Origin of the sequence: Methylobacter arcticus (assembly GCF_050917435.1) — a bacterium.
GTDB classification, from domain to species: Bacteria; Pseudomonadota; Gammaproteobacteria; order Methylococcales; family Methylomonadaceae; genus Methylobacter_A; species Methylobacter_A titanis.
This window is the reverse complement of the sequence record NZ_CP159583.1, coordinates 3,577,829-3,594,412: the sequence shown is the minus strand read 5'-3', so window position 1 is coordinate 3,594,412 and position 16,584 is coordinate 3,577,829. Positions and strand designations below refer to the sequence as shown.

General features: G+C 48.7%; 14 protein-coding genes. 11 read left to right on the top strand and 3 right to left on the bottom strand.

The features are described from left to right. The first annotated feature begins 31 nt into the window (after positions 1-31). Entirely contained in the window at positions 32-2,608 is a 2,577-nt protein-coding gene (clpB, locus tag ABXJ76_RS17170; protein ID WP_432742288.1) for an ATP-dependent chaperone ClpB, read from the top strand. A 337-nt stretch (positions 2,609-2,945) separates the two neighbouring features. Here the strand turns inward: clpB and pyk are convergent, their stop codons facing one another. The 3 genes from pyk to argH form a co-directional block, all read right to left on the bottom strand. Continuing rightward, positions 2,946-4,385: a pyruvate kinase gene (pyk, locus tag ABXJ76_RS17165; RefSeq protein ID WP_432742286.1), complete on the bottom strand. Its 1,440-nt coding sequence runs from the start codon at positions 4,383-4,385 to the stop codon at positions 2,946-2,948. Positions 4,386-4,400: 15 nt separating this feature from the next. After that, complete coding sequence (gap, locus tag ABXJ76_RS17160; RefSeq protein ID WP_432742284.1) at positions 4,401-5,414, bottom strand: type I glyceraldehyde-3-phosphate dehydrogenase; 1,014 nt, start codon at positions 5,412-5,414, stop codon at positions 4,401-4,403. Between the two features lie 184 nt (positions 5,415-5,598). Further along, positions 5,599-7,005, bottom strand: a complete 1,407-nt coding sequence (gene argH / locus ABXJ76_RS17155; protein ID WP_432742282.1) for an argininosuccinate lyase — start codon at positions 7,003-7,005, stop codon at positions 5,599-5,601. Positions 7,006-7,184: 179 nt separating this feature from the next. Between argH and hemC the strand changes: the two genes are divergently transcribed. The 10 genes from hemC (at position 7,185) to ABXJ76_RS17105 (ending at position 16,066) form a co-directional block, all read left to right on the top strand. After that, positions 7,185-8,132 (top strand): hydroxymethylbilane synthase, encoded by a 948-nt coding sequence (gene hemC, locus ABXJ76_RS17150; protein WP_432742281.1) that lies wholly within the window; start codon positions 7,185-7,187, stop codon positions 8,130-8,132. Continuing rightward, the gene (locus ABXJ76_RS17145) at positions 8,129-8,896 is read left to right on the top strand and encodes a uroporphyrinogen-III synthase (protein WP_432742279.1); all 768 of its coding nucleotides are present in this window, start codon (positions 8,129-8,131) and stop codon (positions 8,894-8,896) included. The genes hemC and ABXJ76_RS17145 overlap by 4 nt, the downstream gene beginning before the upstream one ends. 10 nt (positions 8,897-8,906) lie before the next feature. Beyond that, a complete protein-coding gene (locus ABXJ76_RS17140; RefSeq protein ID WP_432742278.1) occupies positions 8,907-10,262 on the top strand; it encodes a uroporphyrinogen-III C-methyltransferase in 1,356 nt (451 codons plus the stop codon). A 12-nt stretch (positions 10,263-10,274) separates the two neighbouring features. Further along, complete coding sequence (locus tag ABXJ76_RS17135; RefSeq protein ID WP_432742276.1) at positions 10,275-11,507, top strand: heme biosynthesis HemY N-terminal domain-containing protein; 1,233 nt, start codon at positions 10,275-10,277, stop codon at positions 11,505-11,507. 629 nt (positions 11,508-12,136) lie between these two features. Beyond that, entirely contained in the window at positions 12,137-12,790 is a 654-nt protein-coding gene (locus tag ABXJ76_RS17130; protein ID WP_432742275.1) for a heteromeric transposase endonuclease subunit TnsA, read from the top strand. Then, the gene (locus ABXJ76_RS17125; RefSeq protein ID WP_432742273.1) at positions 12,787-13,272 is read left to right on the top strand and encodes a helix-turn-helix domain-containing protein; all 486 of its coding nucleotides are present in this window, start codon (positions 12,787-12,789) and stop codon (positions 13,270-13,272) included. The genes ABXJ76_RS17130 and ABXJ76_RS17125 overlap by 4 nt, the downstream gene beginning before the upstream one ends. A gap of 120 nt (positions 13,273-13,392) precedes the next feature. Next, positions 13,393-14,661 (top strand): Mu transposase C-terminal domain-containing protein, encoded by a 1,269-nt coding sequence (locus ABXJ76_RS17120; protein WP_432742271.1) that lies wholly within the window; start codon positions 13,393-13,395, stop codon positions 14,659-14,661. Further along, complete coding sequence (locus ABXJ76_RS17115) at positions 14,658-15,275, top strand: TniB family NTP-binding protein (RefSeq protein ID WP_432742269.1); 618 nt, start codon at positions 14,658-14,660, stop codon at positions 15,273-15,275. Before ABXJ76_RS17120 ends, ABXJ76_RS17115 begins: the two co-directional genes overlap by 4 nt. A 90-nt stretch (positions 15,276-15,365) precedes the next feature. After that, positions 15,366-15,545, top strand: coding sequence for a hypothetical protein (locus tag ABXJ76_RS17110; protein WP_432742267.1), 180 nt, complete (start codon positions 15,366-15,368; stop codon positions 15,543-15,545). A 2-nt stretch (positions 15,546-15,547) separates the two neighbouring features. Continuing rightward, complete coding sequence (locus ABXJ76_RS17105; protein WP_432742265.1) at positions 15,548-16,066, top strand: TniQ family protein; 519 nt, start codon at positions 15,548-15,550, stop codon at positions 16,064-16,066. Positions 16,067-16,584 lie beyond the last annotated feature (518 nt).

The window sequence follows — 16,584 nt, the reverse complement described above, 5'->3', positions numbered from 1 at the left end:
TCTTAAAAAACTCACAGATGAGGCAACTATTATGCGTATGGACAAATTAACCAGCCTATTTCAAACGGCAGTGGCAGATGCACAGAGTATGGCCTTGGGCAAAGACCATCAATTCATCGAGCCGACCCATTTAATGCTGGCCTTACTGGATCAGCAAGGCGGCAGTATCAGGCCGGTGCTGACCCAGATGGGCATCAACACGCAGTTGCTGCGCACCGAGCTGGTCAGGGAATTGGGTCGTATTGCAACGGTTAGCGGTTCCGGCGGCGACGTGCAGCTTTCCAATGAATTAAACCGCTTGCTGAATTTAACCGATAAATTAGCGCAAAAGCGCAATGACAAATTCATCTCTAGTGAGCTATTTTTATTGGCGGCTTTTGAAGAAAAAGGCCTGCTTCAGGACTTGCTTAAAAAAGCCGGAGTTACTAAACAAGCGGTGGAAAAAGCCATTGATGCGATGCGCGGCGGTCAGCCGGTCGATGATCCCAATGCCGAAGAGCAGCGTCAGGCCTTGAAAAAATACACCATTGATCTGACCGAACGCGCGGAACAAGGCAAGCTTGATCCTGTTATTGGACGGGATGATGAAATCCGCCGCACCATTCAAGTTTTACAGCGGCGCACCAAAAACAATCCGGTGTTGATCGGCGAACCGGGCGTGGGCAAGACCGCTATTGTTGAAGGTCTGGCGCAACGCATCGTCAACGGCGAAGTGCCGGAAGGCATCAAAGGCAAGCGGGTATTGGCTTTGGATATGGCGGCGCTGATTGCCGGAGCCAAGTTTCGCGGCGAATTCGAGGAGCGTCTGAAAGCCGTGTTAAATGATCTTGCCAAACAGGAAGGTCAGGTGATTTTGTTTATTGACGAGCTGCACACTATGGTCGGCGCGGGCAAGGCCGAAGGCGCAATGGATGCAGGCAATATGCTCAAACCGGCTCTGGCGCGCGGCGAATTGCATTGCGTGGGCGCCACGACGCTGGATGAATACCGCAAATATGTCGAAAAAGATGCGGCCCTGGAGCGCCGTTTCCAAAAGGTGCTGGTTGATGAGCCTTCAGTTGAAGACACTATCGCCATCCTGCGCGGCTTGAAGGAAAAGTATGAGGTGCATCACGGCGTCGATATTACCGATCCGGCCATCATCGCGGCGGCAAACCTGTCCTACCGTTACATCGCCGACCGGCAGTTGCCGGATAAGGCCATCGACCTGATCGATGAAGCGGCCAGCCGTATCCGCATGGAAATCGATTCCAAACCGGAGGAAATGGACAAACTGTATCGGCGTTTGATTCAATTAAAGATTGAGCAGGTGGCGCTTAAAAAAGAAAAAGATGCCGCTTCGAAAAAACGCCTGGAAATTCTGGAAAAAGAAATCGCCGATCTGGAAAAAGAATATTCCGATCTGGAAGAAATCTGGAAAGCCGAAAAAGCCTCGTTGCAGGGTTCGGCATCGATCAAAGAAAAGCTGGAACAGGCCAGAACCGAGCTGGAAGCGGCCAGCCGTACCAATGATCTGGCGCGGATGTCCGAGTTGCAATACGGCATTATTCCGGCGCTGGAAAAGCAACTGCATTCAGACGTACCAGCTGAAGCACAGAAAATGACCTTGTTGCGCAACAAGGTCACCGAAGAAGAAATCGCCGAAGTGGTGTCAAAATGGACCGGCATTCCGGTGTCGAAAATGATGGAAGGCGAGCGCGACAAGCTGTTGCGCATGGAAGAGCAACTCGGTAAGCGGGTGATCGGTCAGGAAGAAGCGCTGAAAGCGGTCAGTAACGCGATCCGTCGCTCCAGAGCCGGATTATCCGACCCCCATCGTCCCAATGGTTCATTCCTGTTTCTGGGGCCGACCGGCGTCGGTAAAACCGAGCTGTGCAAGGCGCTGGCCGAGTTTATGTTCGACACGCCCGATGCGATGGTGCGCATCGATATGTCCGAGTTTATGGAGAAGCATTCGGTGGCGCGGCTGATCGGTGCGCCTCCGGGTTATGTCGGTTATGAAGAAGGCGGCTATCTGACCGAACTGGTCAGGCGCAGACCGTATTCGGTCATTTTGCTGGATGAAATTGAAAAAGCCCATCCCGATGTGTTCAACATCCTGTTGCAGGTGCTGGATGACGGCCGCTTGACCGACGGACAGGGCAGAACGGTTGATTTTAGGAATACCATCATCGTGATGACCTCTAACCTGGGCTCGGACATTATTCAATCGCTGTCCGGCGAAGCGCTTTATTCGGTGATGAAAGCGGCGGTCATGGACATCGTCAGCACCAAGTTTCGCCCGGAATTCATCAACCGGATCGATGAAGCGGTGGTGTTTCATTCCTTGGGTCGCGGACAGATTCGCGCTATTTCCGGCATTCAAATCGAATACTTGCGTAAACGTTTGCTGGATCGAGAAATCGGCTTTGAAATAACCGAAGAAGCGCTGGATTTATTAGGCGAGGCGGGTTTTGATCCGGTTTACGGAGCAAGGCCGATGAAACGGGCTATCCAGCAGCAGCTGGAAAACCCGCTGGCGCAGGATATATTGGCCGGTAACTTTGTCGCCGGGGATACCATAAAAGTGGATGTTGAACATGAGACCTTGCGGTTTTTGAAAGGCTAAGATTTGGCGTAACTACTCAGTAGTTAGAAAAATAGAACGCAGATGCCAAAAGTAGGCGCTTTAGGCGACGCATGGAGCGGTTGCCGAGGAGCGGAAGCTGCGTTCTATCATTATATTGATGGCTGAGTAGGTACGATTATTGGATATTTATTAATCGCGTATCTTATTGAATCGCTATATTTATTATGCTAATAAGCAATCCAAAAATGGCTATTGACAGAGGTAAGCTATTAAAAAAATGGCCTGAAAAAGTAAAGTTTTTTCAGGCCATTTAGGTGAGTTATCTGCTGAAAAGCGTTATTCTCGGAGAGAGCTGCTATCCAGTAGCAATAAGGCTTTAAGCGGTTGTGTCAGGTCCAACAGTGATGACTTTTAAAGCGTTGGTTCCGCCCGGTATCCCTTCCAGATCGCCTTGAGTGATGATAAATGTATCACCATCCGCAGCTACGCCGCGCCTTTTTAATTCAGCTAGGATTGCTCGGTTTACTTCGGCATGATCACTGAGGTCATGGATAAAAAGTATTGGAAAAACTCCACGATATAAGGTGACTTTCCCCAGCGTTTCTTGATGAGGGCTGAACGCAAAAATTGGAATACCTGAGCTAATTCTGGACATCCATAAGGGTGTTGAGCCTGATTCGGTTAGCGCAGCAATGCCATTGATATTGGAGTGGTTAGCCAGGTACATTGCAGACATGGCAATGGCCTCGTCGACGCGCTCAAACTGGAGGTCAACACGATGTTTTGAAACACGGACTTGGGATTGTTTTTCCACTTCAACGCAAACGCGATGCATGGCTTCAATGGCTTTAATCGGGTATTTGCCGGAGGCCGTCTCTGCCGATAGCATGATGACATCGGTACCGTCATAAACCGCATTGGCAACATCAAAAACTTCAGCGCGAGTAGGAATCGGGTTATCAATCATTGATTCCATCATTTGCGTGGCGGTAATCGCAACACGGTTCAGCGACCGGGTACGATTAATCAACATTTTTTGCACGGCAGGTAGGTTGGCATCACCAATTTCGACGCCAAGATCGCCGCGAGCAACCATGACGGCATCCGATGCCAAAATGATTTCGTCAATAACATCGAGGGCTTCAGCCCGTTCAACCTTTGCCACAATGCCGGCATGACAACCTGCAGCCACTAACAGACGACGTGCTTCATGAAGATCTTCAGCGGTGCGCGGGAATGAAATGGCGACATAATCGCATTTCATTATCGCAATCGTTTTAATATCTTCCTTGTCCTTGTCGGTTAATGCTGCGGCAGAAAGACCGCCGCCCATCAGGTTGATACCTTTGTTATTAGACAGGTCGCCACCCACGATAACCGTGCAGTTAACGCGCATATTTTCAACGTTGACCACATCAAGTACGATACGGCCATCATCCAGTAGCAGCCTGCTTCCCGGCTTAACTTCTAAGGCTAAGGGTTCATAGGTAATGCCTACTTGAGTATTATCGCCAGCCAGTGGATCCAGGTTGATATCCAAAGCAAAATCCTGTCCCTCATTTAAAAACACTTTGGTGTCTTTAAAGCGGGCAATACGAATTTTAGGGCCTTGCAAGTCCGCTAAAATACCCACCAGTCTGCCGGTTTTCAGGCTAAGTTCACGGACAGCGTTGGCTCTGTTGATGTGATCTTGAGCAGAGCCATGTGAAAAGTTCATGCGAACAAAATCAAGGCCCGCTGCAAACATGCCTTCGAGTACGCCGGGCTTGTCTGTAGCGGGACCTAGTGTGGCTAAAATTTTGGTTCTTCTTAACATTATGTGGAAAATCCGTTATTTAGCGTTGACTAAAGCAATTGTGGTGTCCAACATACGATTTGAGAAGCCCCATTCGTTGTCATACCAAGCTAGAACTTTTACAAAGTTACCATTCATGACCTTGGTCAATGACGACTCATAAATAGATGACGCAGGATTATGATTAAAGTCAATTGAAACCAATGGCTTAGTGTTGAATTCCAGAATGCCTTTTAATGAGCTTTCAGAGGCTGTTTTCAGAATTTGGTCAACTTCTTCTTTGGTGGTATTTCTGCCCGCTTGAAAAGTTAAATCAACAACAGAAACGTTAATCGTCGGCACACGCATAGCGAAACCGTCCATTTTGCCAACCAGTTCAGGTAGTACCAAGCCAACAGCGGCAGCGGCACCGGTCTTTGTAGGAATCATGGATTGTGTGGCTGAACGAGCGCGGTGTAAATCGCTGTGATAAACGTCAGTTAAAACTTGATCGTTGGTGTAAGAGTGAATCGTGGTCATTAAGCCATGGACCACACCAATGGTGTCGAGTAGCGGCTTAACTAAGGGCGATAAACAGTTAGTTGTGCATGACGCATTGGAAATAACGGTATCGGACGCTTTCAGCACATCATGATTGACGCCATAGACGATAGTGGCATCAACATCGTTGCCGCCGGGTGCTGAAATAATAACTTTTTTTGCGCCGGCAGTGATATGAGCAGATGCCTTGGCTTTGCTGGTGAAAAAACCAGTACATTCATGAACGACATCAATATCTAGGTCTTTCCATGGCAGTTTTGATGGGTCTCTTTCTGAGAAAACCTTGATCTTATCGCCGTTAATAACGATGTAATCGCCATCAACACTGACTTCGAAAGGAAATTTTCCATGCACTGAATCATATTGAGTCAGGTGAGCATTGGTTGCAGCGTCGCCTAAATCATTGATTGCAACAATTTGAATTTCGTTGGTGCGGCCTGATTCGTATAATGCGCGAACGATATTACGTCCAATACGACCATAACCATTGATTGCAACTTTAATTGGCATAGATATTCTCCAGATTGATGAAAAGAAAACTTACAAAAACGGATAGCCCTAAAGCTTCCGAGAAACTTGGCAATTGTACCAAAAACTATGATGATTAGTCTATTGACATGGAAAGCGACTGTTGATTGTTGAGTATGCCAACGGATGTAGCCGAGGAAATAAATCTAGGCAAGTTAAATATTGCCTACAGAACTTTAGGCAAGAAGTGAATGCTTTGTCTTGCCGTCTGAATGGCGAGTCTGACGGTATCGGGAGCCGTGCCGCCAATATGTTTACGCGCTGCGACCGAACCTTCCAGGGTTAGATAATCAAAAACATCATCAGTAACTAAGCTCGAAAAATGCTGTAGTTCTGACAGGGGAAGTTCGGATAAATCGCGTTGTGTTTCTAATCCTAGGCGCACAGCCAGACCGACAACTTCATGTGCATCACGAAAAGCCATACCTTTACGTACCAGATAATCGGCTAAATCGGTTGCCGTGGCAAAGCCGCGTTTAGCTGAATTATACATATTGGCTTTTTTGGCTTCGATGTGAGGGACCATGTCGGCATAGGCCCGCAGACAATTAATTAAGGTGTCGACAGTATCGAATAGCGGCTCCTTATCTTCCTGATTGTCTTTGTTGTAAGCCAATGGCTGGCTTTTCATCAGCATCAGCAATGAAACTAAGTGGCCGGTTACCCGGCCGGATTTGCCTCGAACCAATTCGGGTACGTCGGGGTTTTTCTTTTGCGGCATAATTGAAGAGCCGGTGCAAAAGGCATCAGGCATTTCAATGAAGTTGAACTGGGCGCTGGACCATAAGATTAATTCTTCAGAAAAACGCGATAAATGCATCATGATTAAGCTGCCTGCTGCGGTAAACTCAATCGCAAAATCACGGTCGCTGACCGAATCCAGCGAATTAGCTGACGGACGACTAAAACCCAGTAAATCAGAAGTCATCTGACGGTCTATCGGGTAACTGGTTCCCGCCAACGCCGCTGAACCCAGCGGCATAATATTGACGCGCTTGTAGCAATCCTCAAGCCTTTCCCTATCGCGGCTTAGCATTTCGAACCATGCCATCAGGTGATGGCCGAAGGTTATCGGCTGAGCGACTTGTAAATGCGTAAAGCCCGGCATGATGGTGTCGGCATGTTGTTCTGCCAAATCCAGAATGGCGGTTTGCAAGCGCGTAAGCTGGATAGTGATCTGCTGAATTTCACTGCGCAGGTAAAGACGAATGTCCGTTGCCACTTGATCATTGCGGGAGCGTCCGGTATGCAGTTTTTTCCCGGCAATGCCGATTAAATCAGTCAGGCGGGCTTCAATGTTCATATGAACATCTTCCTGTTTGATCGACCAGACAAACTCACCCTTAATGACTTCCTGGCTGATTTGGGTCAAGCCATTAATAATGTCATCACGTTCCGGTTCGGTCAGGATTCCGCAAGAGCAAAGCATTTTTGCGTGGGCAATTGATCCTTCAATATCCTGCTGCGCCATGCGCTGGTCAAAGTCGACAGAGGCGGTGAATACCTCGACAAAGGCATCGGTTGCTTGGGCAAATCGGGCGCTGGAAAGTTTGTCGGCGTTAACGTTGGTCATGATGGCTTCATTGTAAGTTGGCTATTGTGCAAAATTATACCTCTAAAGCTTCCGCTCCTGCTAACGCTCCTTACCTACATCCCTGTAGGCAAAGCTCCCGCATCGATACGGTCGAATTCAACTTCGATTAACCGTCATTAACTGACACGGGTTACAATAATGGCATTTATTGTTGAATAATGAATGGTGTTCTTTTGATTGAAAAAATTATTCGTATTGCAACGCGGAGGAGTCCTCTGGCTTTGTGGCAGGCGGAGCACGTTGCAAAGCTGCTGGAGCGGACGTTTCCCGGTTGCCGGACTGAGCTGGTTAAAATGACTACTCAGGGCGATAAGATCCTTGATGCGCCTTTAGCCAAAATTGGCGGTAAAGGTTTGTTTGTTAAAGAACTCGAGCAAGGCATGTTGGACGGTTCTGCCGACATTGCGGTGCATTCCATGAAGGATGTGCCGGTAGAATTTCCAGCGGGTTTGCATTTGGCGGCTATTTTGCCCCGTGAAGATCCGACCGATGCTTTTGTTTCCAATCATTATCCGACCTTACAGGATTTACCGGCTAATGCCAGAATCGGTACCTGCAGCTTGCGCAGACAATGCCAAATTAAAGAGCTTTACCCTGATGCCGAGATATTGTCGTTAAGGGGGAATGTGAATACCCGTTTGTCCAAGCTGGACGCAGGGGAATACGATGCCATTATTCTGGCTTCAGCCGGTTTAAAAAGACTGGGCATGGCAGGGCGCATTAGCCAATGCCTGGATACCGGTATCAGTTTGCCTGCGATCGGCCAGGGAGCCATAGGCATTGAATGCCGGGTTGATGATCGGGAACTCAATCAGATGCTGAGCGTGTTGCATGATAGCGAAACTGGGCTGTGTTTGGCGGCAGAAAGAGCCATGAACGCGCGATTGAATGGCGGTTGCCAAGTGCCGATTGCCGGTTTCGCAGAGCTGCAGGGTGAGCAATTGTTCATGCGCGGATTGGTCGGCAGTCCTGATGGTAGTGTGATCTATCGGTCTGAGCGAACAGGCGGACGCGACCAAGCTGAAGCTATCGGCAAAATGATTGCCGAAGACTTATTAGCTCAAGGCGCAGATAAAATTCTGCAGGCGCTGTTTAACGAATTATGATTTTAAACGGCGTGCATGTTTTAGTAACTCGGCCTGAGCATCAGGCGGAAAACCTGAGTCGTTTAATTGAACAGCGGGGTGGCATCGCCGTTCGGTTTCCAACGCTGGAGATTGTTTCGCTGGATAATGCCGAACCGATAAAAACCACGTTGGAGAATCTGGATAGCGTTCACTGGGTTATTTTCATCAGTGCTAATGCAGTAAATTTTGCTCTAAAGGCGAATGGTGGCAAAATAAGATTTATGGAATCTGTGCGTTTTGCCGCAGTAGGGCAGTCAACGGCGCTAGCCATGAAAATGGCCGGGTTGCCCGTCGATTTAGTGCCTGAAGCAGGTTATAACAGTGAAGCATTGCTGGCAATGCCACAACTACAGCAGGTCGAAGGACAGAATTTTTTAATCGTTCGTGGTGAAGGCGGACGCGAGCAGCTGGCAACTGCGTTACGCAGCAGAGGCGCAACCGTTAACTATCTGGAAGTCTATAAAAGAATAATTCCCCGTATTGATAACTCACCGGTTGTCGAGTTGCTTGAGCAACATCGACTGGATGTTATTACCGTAACCAGTGCAGAAGCCTTGCAAAACCTGCATTTCATGCTGGGTGAAGAAAACAACGAGCTATTGTCCTTAATACCCTTGGTGGTAGTTAGCGATAGAATCAGGCGTATAGCCGCCGATATAGGATTTAATCGAATTACTGTGACCGATAAACCTATCGATACAGCAATTCTTGAGACAGTAATAACGTGTGTGACAGGGGAATAGAGTGGCCGAAGTGAGTGAACAACAAGAACAAAATGTGAGTGACAATAGCAGCAAAACTTCCGTTCCTGCTAACGCCCCTCGCAAGTCGCGTAGCGGACTCTGGCTTGGCATTATTGTGCTGCTCATTATAATAAGTGTGGTTGGTGCCGGTTTTTATCTGTTTCAGCAATTACGCTCTCAACAGGATAATTTAGGTGGTGAAGTTAATAAAGGCGATATGCATCTAATCGAGCTGTCAAAACAGATTAGCGGCTATCAGATGCAACTTGCCGCTATGCAATCGCAATTGGCAACAGTAGAGTCTGATGTTGCCGGAAAAGATGCCCATTTTACCAAAACACTGGCAGATTTTTCGCGTCTGCATGGCGAAAAACTGGATAGCACACGGAATGAATTAAACAGCGCAATTTCGCAAGTACAGCGTCAATTGGGCAAGACCCGCAGCGACTGGTTAATTGCCGATGCGGAATATCTGTTAAGCGTAGCCAATCAACGCCTGCATTTAGTCGGCGATGTGAATACCACCTACGAAGCGTTGGAAGCGGCGGATCAACGCCTGAGAGAAAGTGGCGATGCCGGAGTATTTAAAATACGTGAACAAATCGCCAAGGACATCGCGGCAATCCGTAGTGTTGCCGTCGCCGATACTGTGGGTATTTATGCTTCGATTCAATCACTGCAAACCCAGGTCGATTCATTGGTCTTGTTTTTGCCGTATACCGGAAAAGAATTGACTCAACCCGAAGCGGTACAAGAACCGACCGATAAGGCAGCCCACAATCTGCTGGATTCTGCAATGATGGAATTGGAAGGGATAGTCACTATTAGGCACACCGAACATCCCATTAAGGAAATATTAACACCGGAACAAGCCCAGTTTATTCGTGAGCAGTTAAGAGTAAAGCTGGAAATGGTCAAAATTGCCCTCGTTCAGCAACATGAGCAACTTTATCAATCCAGTCTGGCTGATGCAAAAAAATGGGCTGAGAAAAATTTTGCCCAGGACACACAGACGAATAATTTTATTGCCGAACTGGACAAATTTAATGCCATTAAGATCCGCAGCCAGTTTCCCGACATCAGTTTGTCGCTGAAAATGCTTAGAGATATTACCAAGCTGAGACTGGACGCTGATAAAGCGATGCCGCAGGCTGAAAAAATCGAACCCGTTAAACTTGAAAAACCAGCCGAAAAGGTAAAACCCGCAGAGACAGCTCCGCCCGCTGAGCCACCGGCTGCCAAGGATGACGGAAGTGTCGAAGCCGGCACGACTGCACGGAAGCAGGAGGTAGAGCAACGCAAGGAGGAGCAGTTGCCGAAGGAACCGGCGCGACCACCGGTTGAAGCCGCACCTGCCGCGCAATAATCCAGAGAGTACATGATGAAAAATATAATGTATTTTCTGGGTTCGCTGCTTGTTGCCATTATTGCTGCTTTTTTAGCCAATAAATGGCTGGGCGGATTTGAGAATCCCGGTTATGTCTTGATAGGCATAGGACATTGGTCCTTGGAAACATCGCTAATCGTTTTTTCGGTTAGCTTGATCATGGCGTTTTTTGTGTTTTATGTCTCCTTCCGATTTTTAGGCTGGCTGTTCAGATTGCCGGGCCAAGTTAAAAATCGCGGCAAAAACATAAAATTTAACCGTTCCCAAGAAGCCCTGATTGCAGGTCTAGTGGATTCTGCAGAAGGTAATTGGGAAAAAGCCGAAAAAGTATTGATTAAGCATGCCTCGCAAAGCGGTGCTCCGTTAATTCACTATTTGACCGCAGCAAGAGCCGCACAGTCTCGCGGTGCGCTTGACAAAAGGGATGAATATCTAAAAAAGGCAGCAGATGGCGCGCCGGGTTCCGATGTGGCGATAGGCCTGACACAGGCAGAATTGCATTTGTCGGAAAAACAGTTCGGACAAGCCCTGGAAACGCTTGCGCGACTGCATTCCATCAATCCAACTCATGCCAGCGTATTAAGATTGTTACACCAAGCTTATCAACAAGCCGGTGATTGGGAAGGCATTCGTAAACTGATTCCGTCATTGAATACCCATAAAGTGTTGATGGAAGCCGAGATAAAACTGCTGGAGACCGAAGCATTCAGTAAATTGTTAAAGCAGGCAGCCGAGCGAGGCAGTGTTGAGGACATTGAATTGCTATGGTCGGAAATTCCTGATTACATCAGACAGATGAAAGGCGTTTCGGCTATCTATTTTGCCGCGATGATAGACGCAGGAGCGGGCGCAAAGGTTGAAGGCGGCTTGGCCAGAGCCTTGTCGACAACCTGGGATCAAACGCTGGTGGTATTATTTGGTAATGTACAGTCGCTTAATAATTCAAGACAGTTTGAAACTGCCGAGCAGTGGTTGCCTATGCACCCTAGGGATGCCGTATTCCTGGCCGTACTGGGTAAGTTGAGCATGAAATGTGGCGATAAGCAAAAAGCCGAGACCTACCTGACCAAAAGTATTTCAATAGAGCCTACCGTTCCGGCTTATCAACTATTCGGCGATTTGCTGTTTGCCCAAGGCGATAAAGACAGAGCCAGTGAATGTTATAAGCAGGGCCTGGAGTTGGCGTCTAGTGCGATTATTAGTCGGATTGATTCAATATCCTGATACTCGAGTTCAAGTTTTTTAGCTTGACTGAGACCATCCCAGATAACTCAAGATGTTTTTCTCAATGTACTTATCAGCTATCGGTTTCTCGTTCCCACGTAGCGCGTCACTGCCATTACGTTAAGCAGTACAAGAGACCGTAAGGGGTGGGCCATGCCCGCGACATTTGGGCAGCGATTGCAAAGTTGTAGCCTCTTCATCGCGGGCATGGTCCGCTCCTACAGCGCTTAACATAATGGCAGTGACCATTCATCCCGCAATCACACTGGGTCAACTTGCGTTGCCCATTCAGAATCAGCTTTGAGAAACCATTTGACGAAGTGTTCGAACTGCTTGTCCCGCTTGGCGGGTTCGGCATCAAGGCTGGCCTGCCATACAAATCAGAGAATCGGACCGGCATTTGTTACTCAACTATTCCGCACGAACCAACTGTGGATTTTAGGTTTATCACTTTATCGATAGCGAATAACAAGCAGAGTCGGGTGCGTCAGTCTGTGAATTCCAACGCTAAATTGTACTGATGAGCCATTATTCTTCTATTTTTACAACGATCAGCGCTACTATCGCACACCGATGTTTCGTACTAGAATGCATTTTACAGTGCTATAGTGTACTCAGTGAGGTATGACATGCCCGTGCGCAAAATCCCCAAGAACTATCGCAACGTGACCGGTATCGCGGCACATCGTAAGGCCGAAGGCCAAGCAATGTTCGAATCAACGCTGGAACGTGACTTTATCGCTTTACTGGAATTTGACCCCGCTATTGAAACGTTCGAAGTTCAACCATTGGTTGTGAGCTGGATTGATGATGCCGGTGGTGCGCATCGTTATACGCCCGATGTCCTCGCCACGTTCAAATTGCATGACTACCACAGCAAGGTGTTGTACGAGGTCAAATACCGTTCTGAACTGGTACAGCATTGGTCTGAGCTGCGGCCAAAATTCCGCGCAGCAGTAAAATTCGCTCGTTCTCATGGATGGCGGTTTAAGATTATCACTGAAGTTGAAACCCGTACGCCTTATCTGGAGAATGCGAAATTCCTACTTTCTTTTGTAAGACAAGGGCCGGCTGAGGAAGCGCACATGGATATGCTGGATGAACAGATACGACAGTTGCGCAATACGACCCCGGCGGAATTGCTTGGCAGGGTATTTCAAGACGAATGGAACCAAGCAAGGTTATTGCCATCACTTTGGTATATGGTAGGAACTCGGCAAATAGGGTTTGACATGGATACCAAGCTCACCATGAATAGTCCAATTTGGAGCTTGCACAAATGAGTACGTCACATCAGCTGTTGCAGCTTCAGCCCGGTGCCGCCGTTCTTTATCGAGATCGTTTACACCGGATTACTCATGTTATCGATCTAAATGAAGTGCTTGTTGTGGACGATGAGACTCGGCAAGTTAGCCACGCCAAAGTAGGTGATCTCGCTCCAGCAGTTGTTGTTACGCCACCGGAAGCCAGGCCTGATTTAGTTTTGGTTCAAGATGAGGCGTGGGAGGAAGCAACCAAGCGCTTCGAGATCATTCGGCCGTTACTTGATATGCCAAATCGCAGTCGGCAGGATGTCGTTGCTCGGGCTAAAGCATTCGAGCGCCATGAAAACACGCTCTATGACTGGATTCGGCGTTATGAAGCCACCGGGTTGCTCACGTCGCTACTGCCGCGCAGCCGGAACGATAAGGGTACGACTAAACTGACGGCCGAAGTTGAAACCATCATTCAGGCTGTGGTCGGAAGTGACTATCTAACTAAATAGCGCAAATCCCAACAAAAGGTTTGTGATGAAATTCGGCGGCGTTGCGTTAATGCGGGCATCAATCCTCCGCATAACAATACCGTACGCAACCGCCTCAAGGCGTTAGCTGACGAATTTGTAATGGTCAAGCGGAAAGGCTGGAAAGCAGCCGACCAAACTTACTCGCCAGTCGAAGGGAAGTTTCCGGGCGCTGATTGGCCATTCGCAGTGTTGCAGATCGATCACACCCCACTAGATATTATTCTAGTGGATGACGTCTATCGACGGCCGGTAGGCAAGCCTTGGATCACTCTGGCAATTGATGTTTTCAGCAGGATGGTCGCTGGGTTCTACGTGTCGTTCGATCCTCCAGGTGCTTTGTCTGCGGGCCAATGTCTGGCAAATGCAATTTTGCCAAAAGATGTCTGGCTATCGAAACATGATATCAAGGGTGACTGGCCCTGCTGGGGTATGCCAGGAAAACTGCACATGGACAATGCCCACGAATTTCGTGGCAACATGCTTCAGCGTGCTTGCCTGGAGTATGGCATTGATATCGAATGGCGTCCGGTAGCCCGGCCGCATTTTGGTGGGCATATCGAACGATTGCTTGGCTCATTTGCTCAAGAAATACATACGTTGCCTGGCACCACATTTTCTAATCCGCGTGAGCGCGGCGACTACGATTCCGAAGCCAAGGCAGTTCTGACTCTGACAGAGTTCGAGGAATGGTTTGTGATTTTTATCGTAAACGTCTATCACCAGCGTCTCCATTCGGGCATCAACATGCCTCCCCTGGAAAAGTACCGGCAAGGTGTGTTTGGTACTAAGGATATGCCGGGGCGAGGGCTGCCCACACGGGTTATGGATGAGGATCGTTTGCGACTCGATTTGATGCCATTCGAAGAGCGAACGATTCAGGACTATGGCGTGGTGATCGATGAAATCCACTACTACCACGATGTTTTGCGGCGCTGGATCAATGCTCCAGATCCGGCGGCCTCAAAATATAAACGTAAATTTATGTTCAGGCGTGACCCGCGCGATATCAGCACCATTTGGTTTTATGATCCCGAGGTCAATGTCTATTACCCAGTGCCATACCGGAATACATCCCACCCGCCGATCAGTATTTGGGAGCTACGAGAAGCAAAACGCCAGGTTAAAGCAGATGGGTGCAGGCATGTTGATGAGCGGACGATCTTTGATGCTTACGGGCGGATGCGCGAAATTGAGCAGAGTGCCCAAGCCAAGACCGTAGCGGTTCGACGGACAGCCCAACGCCGCAAATTTGGGCAAGAGGTAATCCGCCCAAGTATCACCCAAGCGTTGGACAAATCTGAGCCCGCACCGGCACCGATCACGATTCCTGTCATTCAGCCTTTCGACGAGATGGATGACTTGACGTGAGCCACTTGAACGACTCGGCAGCCAAGCAGTTGGAATTGAGCAATGCAGAGAGAATTGAAAAGATTCGATCTCCCCGCTGGATCGGTTATCCAAGGGCCAAGGTCGTCTTGTCCAAGCTGGAAGATCTGTTGGTCTATCCCCGCTCACATCGGATGCCTAACATGCTGGTGGTTGGGGATACCAATAACGGCAAGACCATGTTGGTGCAGCGATTCTGTGCTCTCCACCCGGCCGACAATAACCCCAATGGTGATGGTGTGCGCGTACCTGTGCTCTTCGTGCAGGCACCGCCAGTCCCGGATGAAGGCCGCTTCTACAATGCCATCCTTGAGCTGCTATTTGCGCCTTACAAACCGAACGACCGGGTGGACAGAAAGCAATTCCAAGTCATCAAGCTGTTGAAATATGTTGGCCTGCGTATGTTGGTGATCGATGAAATCCACCACATCATGGCAGGTAACCTGAACAAGCAGCGTACGTTTCTGAATGTACTTAAGTACTTGGGCAACGAATTGCAAGTGCCAATCGTGACAGTGGGAACGCGGGATGCTTTTCGTGCTCTCCAGACCGATTCACAACTGGCCAATCGTTTCGAACCAGTGCTGTTGCCTTGATGGGAGTTCGATACCGATTTTCTGCGCCTGCTTGCGAGCTTTGAACGCATGCTGCCTCTGCGCGAACCATCCTTATTACACGATACGACCTTGTCCACAAAATTGTTCTCGATGTGCGAAGGTTATATCGGCGAGCTGTCGCGGTTGCTGACTATGGCTGGTGCATACGCTGTCGAGTCAGGAAAGGAGCGTATCGACGAGAAAGTTCTCAATGCCATTGATTGGGTATCGCCTTCCGACCGCAAGCGACAAATCGATCGAGGCGGTTGAGCATGCTTTCTGGTGAGTTATGGCCAGCGCATCCACATCCTTACCGTGAAGAGCTGTTGTCGTCGTGGCTGGTGCGAGTGGCGCATGCGAACGGACTCAAGGTTCAAACTTTCTGCGCTCAAGAGTTCGGCAACAACCGCCAGCTTTGGAATCGTGATATCGACCGCTTGGCTCCAGCTTGGTTAATTGAAAGCATGAGTGCGAAAACAGGCACACCGCTAAAGCGGGCCTGGGAAACAACGTTGCTAGGTTACGAAGGGAAATTATACGACAAGTACCATGCGGCCGGACAGTTGCGTTGGATACTGCCGTTACAGATATACCATCGGAAACGGCGAGGATACGGTCTCCAATTTTGCCCAAAGTGCTTGGCAGAGGGATGGGAACCTTACTATCGTAGATCGTGGCGTGTGGCGCTTTACACCTTCTGTTCGAAGCATGATGTGATGCTGTTGGATCGTTGTCCAAACTGTGGGAACGGTGTTGCCTTCATAGACTTGAACTGGGCAGGCCTGATTTAATTGATGGGCCGTCGTTGCGGTGCTGTTGGTTTTGTGGATTTGATTTGTGCTGTGCGTCAGCCGTGCCGGTAAATAAATGGAATGACCGCACGTTTTTATCTTGGAGCAGAACCCTGCGTTTGATTGATAGGGGAGACGTTGACTCGGCGGTTTTCGACTATTCCAAGCTTGCCGTGTTACATCAATTTTGTGCTTTGATGGTTTCAAGGAGGTGTGCGCCAAAACTGATGGCCTATGTCCAGGAAAGAACTAACCAATCATCAATCCCTCTGGCCAAAGGGCATATAGCCTTCGAACTACGACCGCTTATAGAACGGCATCATGTTCTGGGACTCTCTTGGTGGCTGATCAGCCGTTGGCCTTCTCGTCTTCGAAACGTCTGGAAACATAAGGTTGTGCGTTACAATGTGCTCGGGAAGGATTTTGATAGCGCACCTGAGTGGTATCTCGCTGAAGTTAAGCGACTAATTAGTGGTAACTGAGTCATATGAGCGTCTCAGGCTTCGTGAAGTGCTCTG

Bases quoted from the DNA above. Each gene is read 5' to 3' on its own strand.
- clpB (WP_432742288.1), top strand. From the start codon at position 32: ATGCGTATGGACAAATTAACCAGCCTATTTCAAACGGCAGTGGCAGAT.
- pyk (WP_432742286.1), bottom strand. From the start codon at position 4,385: ATGTTAAGAAGAACCAAAATTTTAGCCACACTAGGTCCCGCTACAGAC.
- gap (WP_432742284.1), bottom strand. From the start codon at position 5,414: ATGCCAATTAAAGTTGCAATCAATGGTTATGGTCGTATTGGACGTAAT.
- argH (WP_432742282.1), bottom strand. From the start codon at position 7,005: ATGACCAACGTTAACGCCGACAAACTTTCCAGCGCCCGATTTGCCCAA.
- hemC (WP_432742281.1), top strand. From the start codon at position 7,185: ATGAATGGTGTTCTTTTGATTGAAAAAATTATTCGTATTGCAACGCGG.
- ABXJ76_RS17145 (WP_432742279.1), top strand. From the start codon at position 8,129: ATGATTTTAAACGGCGTGCATGTTTTAGTAACTCGGCCTGAGCATCAG.
- ABXJ76_RS17135 (WP_432742276.1), top strand. From the start codon at position 10,275: ATGATGAAAAATATAATGTATTTTCTGGGTTCGCTGCTTGTTGCCATT.
- ABXJ76_RS17130 (WP_432742275.1), top strand. From the start codon at position 12,137: ATGCCCGTGCGCAAAATCCCCAAGAACTATCGCAACGTGACCGGTATC.
- ABXJ76_RS17125 (WP_432742273.1), top strand. From the start codon at position 12,787: ATGAGTACGTCACATCAGCTGTTGCAGCTTCAGCCCGGTGCCGCCGTT.
- ABXJ76_RS17120 (WP_432742271.1), top strand. From the start codon at position 13,393: ATGGTCAAGCGGAAAGGCTGGAAAGCAGCCGACCAAACTTACTCGCCA.
- ABXJ76_RS17105 (WP_432742265.1), top strand. From the start codon at position 15,548: ATGCTTTCTGGTGAGTTATGGCCAGCGCATCCACATCCTTACCGTGAA.